Raw genomic sequence first — 532 nt, 5'->3', positions numbered from 1 at the left:
CAGGTAGCACCGTTGCTAACTGGCTTTACTGATATTGAACTGGAGATTAAAACGCATGACCGTACTGATTATGCTAAATTGGTACAAGCATTGGCACGCAACCTCATCGATAGCCCACTTGCCAAACTACCCATTGTGCTGACCCGTTTCGATGTAGAGCTACATGTTCGCTTACAACGTCATCCATTACTAAAGCCTATCTCTCGCGGCTTGCTCATTCGCACACCTGAAGTCTTAATGACTGCGCCGAATACCGCCTTGCAACTTGGCTGTATTCAGCTAGGTATCCACTATCCGCTTATTAGTCGAGCAGTCATTGAACATAGCCACCGTTATGGCTTGCCAGTGAGTGCGTGGACGGTCAATGATATTGACACGATTAAACAGCTGATCGCGTGGCAAGCTGACGTCATCATCACTGATTTTCCGAGTTATTTACTGCTGGGTTAATAAGCATCGCCTTTATTTGATTTATTTAAAATCATCTACATATCTACGGTGTTACTTACACTTCTCCTCAATGCCTGATAAG

1 protein-coding gene is annotated in these 532 nt (G+C 44.5%); it reads left to right on the top strand.

All coding sequences use genetic code 11. The features are described from left to right. On the top strand, positions 1-450 hold a 450-nt coding region (locus JMW90_RS13650), incomplete at its 5' end, for a glycerophosphodiester phosphodiesterase (protein ID WP_201564782.1). Positions 451-532: the final 82 nt, after the last annotated feature.

This window comes from Psychrobacter glacincola (assembly GCF_904846215.1).
GTDB lineage: Bacteria > Pseudomonadota > Gammaproteobacteria > Pseudomonadales > Moraxellaceae > Psychrobacter > Psychrobacter glacincola.
This window is presented reverse-complemented; position numbering and strand designations above follow the sequence as displayed.